Source organism: Streptomyces phytophilus (assembly GCF_013870535.1).
GTDB lineage: Bacteria > Actinomycetota > Actinomycetes > Streptomycetales > Streptomycetaceae > Streptomyces > Streptomyces phytophilus.
In genome coordinates this window covers 1-2,685 of record NZ_JACBXC010000850.1, presented here as the reverse complement: position 1 = coordinate 2,685, position 2,685 = coordinate 1, and the positions used below count along the sequence as shown (strand labels likewise).

At 72.3% G+C, this 2,685-nt stretch carries 1 protein-coding gene and 1 pseudogene; both read left to right on the top strand.

Translation table 11 applies throughout. The annotated features are described in order from the left end of the window. Window positions 1-325, top strand: a pseudogene (locus H5J30_RS26175) (hypothetical protein); the annotation flags it as partial. A 353-nt stretch (window positions 326-678) separates the two neighbouring features. Further along, window positions 679-2,685, top strand: a 2,007-nt coding sequence (locus H5J30_RS26170) for a PQQ-dependent sugar dehydrogenase (protein WP_181789805.1), incomplete at its 3' end; no start/stop codon positions are given.

Below are 2,685 nucleotides of genomic sequence, written 5' to 3'. Positions count from 1 at the left end.
CGAACTGGGCGGTCTGGCGCGCGTCTGGCTCACCGAGCGCGGCGTCGCCGGCGTGCCGCAGCCCGGCGAGGACATGGTCTTCTGGCTGGCCGTCGACACGGTCGCCGCCCAGCTGGGCGGGCTGCGGGACGACACCCCGGAGCTGCGCGAGCTGGTGGAGCACCTGGTGGCCATGCACCGCGGCTTCTTCGCCGCCGCCTGGCGCGTGGACCACCCGGCCACGCCGGAGGTGCTGGAGGCGATGGGCCGCCTCCACCCGGACCGCCAGGTCGCCAAGGATGCCCGCAAGGCGGCCTTCAAGGCCCGCTCCCGGCCCGCCGGGTAGCGCCGCGCCGCCCTGCGCGTAGCCGAGAGCGCCCGGCCCGAACGCGGCCGGGCGCTCTCGTGCGTTCTCAACTGGGCTTTGTCCTATGCCGGGATGAAGTTGACTCCGACCCCTGCCGAAGCCCTTTTCGGCAGGGACGAAAGCGGTTACGGTCCTGACGGCGGCGCGCGCCCGTCAGCACACCAGTCACCTGTCCGCACACCAGTCACGCATGTCAGGCATGTCGCGAAACGATGCCCCGCACCCGTCACCCCACGGGAGGACGCAACGTGAACAGGACACGACCGAGACTCCGCACCGCGCTGGCGGCTTTCGCGGGAGCCCTGCTCCTCGGCAGCGGCCTCGCCCCCGGTATGGCCGCCGCCGGCGCCGCACACGAGCCGCCGCCTGCGGCCCAGGACGGCCCCGCCGCCCCCGACCTGCAACAGGTCACCCTCGCCAAGGGCGTGGACCAGGTCGGCGAGCCGATGGCGCTCGCCGTACTCCCCGACGGCGCCGTGCTGCACACCTCGCGCGACGGCACCCTCTGGCACACCGGCGCCGCGGGCGGCACCCGCGTCGCCGCCCAGCTGCCCGTCTACCCGCACGACGAGGACGGCCTCCAAGGCGTCGGCGTGGACCCGGACTTCGAGACCAACCGCGCCGTCTACCTCTACTACGCGCCCGTCATGGACACCCCGCACGGCATCGCGCCCAGCGACGGCGAGCCCGCCGACTTCGAGGCGTACGAGGGCGTCAACCGCCTCTCGCGCTTCACCCTGAACCAGGACGGCACCCTCGACCAGGGCAGCGAGCAGACCGTGCTGGAAGTCGGCACCGACCGCGGCCGGTGCTGCCACAACGGCGGCGACATCGCCTTCGACAGCGAGGGCAACCTGCTGCTGTCCACCGGCGACGACACCGACCCCTTCTCCTCCGACGGCTACACGCCCATCGACGAGCGCGAGACCCGCAACCCGTCCTTCGACGGGCAGCGCTCCGCCGGCAGCACCGACGACCTGCGCGGCAAGATCCTGCGCATCAAGGTCGACCCCGCCGACGGCTCGTACACCGTGCCGGACGGCAACCTCTTCGCGCCCGGCACCGAGAAGACCAGGCCCGAGATCTACGCCATGGGCTTCCGCAACCCGTTCCGGATGAGTGTCGACAAGGCGACCGACACCGTCTACGTCGGCGACTACGGCCCCGACTCCGGCGCGGCCGACCCGGCGCGCGGCCCCGGCGGCCAGGTCGAGTTCAACCGGATCACCGAGGCCGGCAACTTCGGCTGGCCGTACTGCCACGGCGCGAACGACGCGTACATCGACTACGACTTCGCCACCGGCGCGTCCGGCGAGGCGTTCGACTGCGCCGCGCCGCGCAACGAGTCGCCGCGCAACACCGGCCTGACCGAGCTGCCCCCGGCCCAGTCCGCCTGGATCGCCTACGACGGCGACTCCGTACCGGAGTTCGGCAGCGGCTCGGAGTCCCCGATGGCCGGCCCGGTCTTCCGCCACGACCCCGGCCTCGGCTCCCGGCTCCAGCTCCCCGAGCGCTACGACGAGCTGTTCTTCGCCGGCGAGCAGGGCCGCGAGTGGATCAAGACCATCGGCGTGGGCGAGGACGGCGGCGTCGGCGCCATCGAGGACTTCTCGTCCGGCAGCAAGATCATGGACATGGAGTTCGGCCCCGACGGGGCGCTGTACTTCCTCGACTACGGCACCGGCTTCTTCAACGGCGACCAGAACTCGGCCCTCTACCGCATCCAGAACGCCGCCGAGGGCTTCGCCCCCGAGCCCGTCGCCTCCTCCGACGCGACCACCGGGCACGCCCCGCTGAAGGTCGCGTTCTCCTCGGCCGGCACCGCCGACCAGGACAGCGAACAGCTCCGCTACCGCTGGGACTTCGGCGACGGCAAGACCTCCGGCAAGCAGCACCCGAAGCACACCTACGGCAAGGACGGCCAGTACTCCGCCGTCCTCACCGTCACCGACCCGGACGGCAACACCGGCACCTCCGCCGTCCGCGTCGTCGTCGGCAACACCCCGCCGGAGGTGGAGCTGAAGCTGCCGGCGGACGGCACGGTCTTCGAGTACGGCGACGCCATCCCGTTCGAGGTGGCCGTCACCGACGCCGAGGACGGCGCGATCGACTGCTCCCGGGTACGCGTCGACTACGCCCTCGGCCACGACACCCACGGCCACCCGATGACCTTCGAGGAGGGCTGCACCGGCACCATCGAGACCTTCGAGGAGGACCGGCACGACGACAACGCCAACCTCTTCGGGCTCATCCGCGCCCGCTACACCGACGGCGGCGGCGCCACGGCCGGCGTGCCCGCGCTGAACACCAGCGCCGAGCACAAGCTCCAGCCCGCGCAC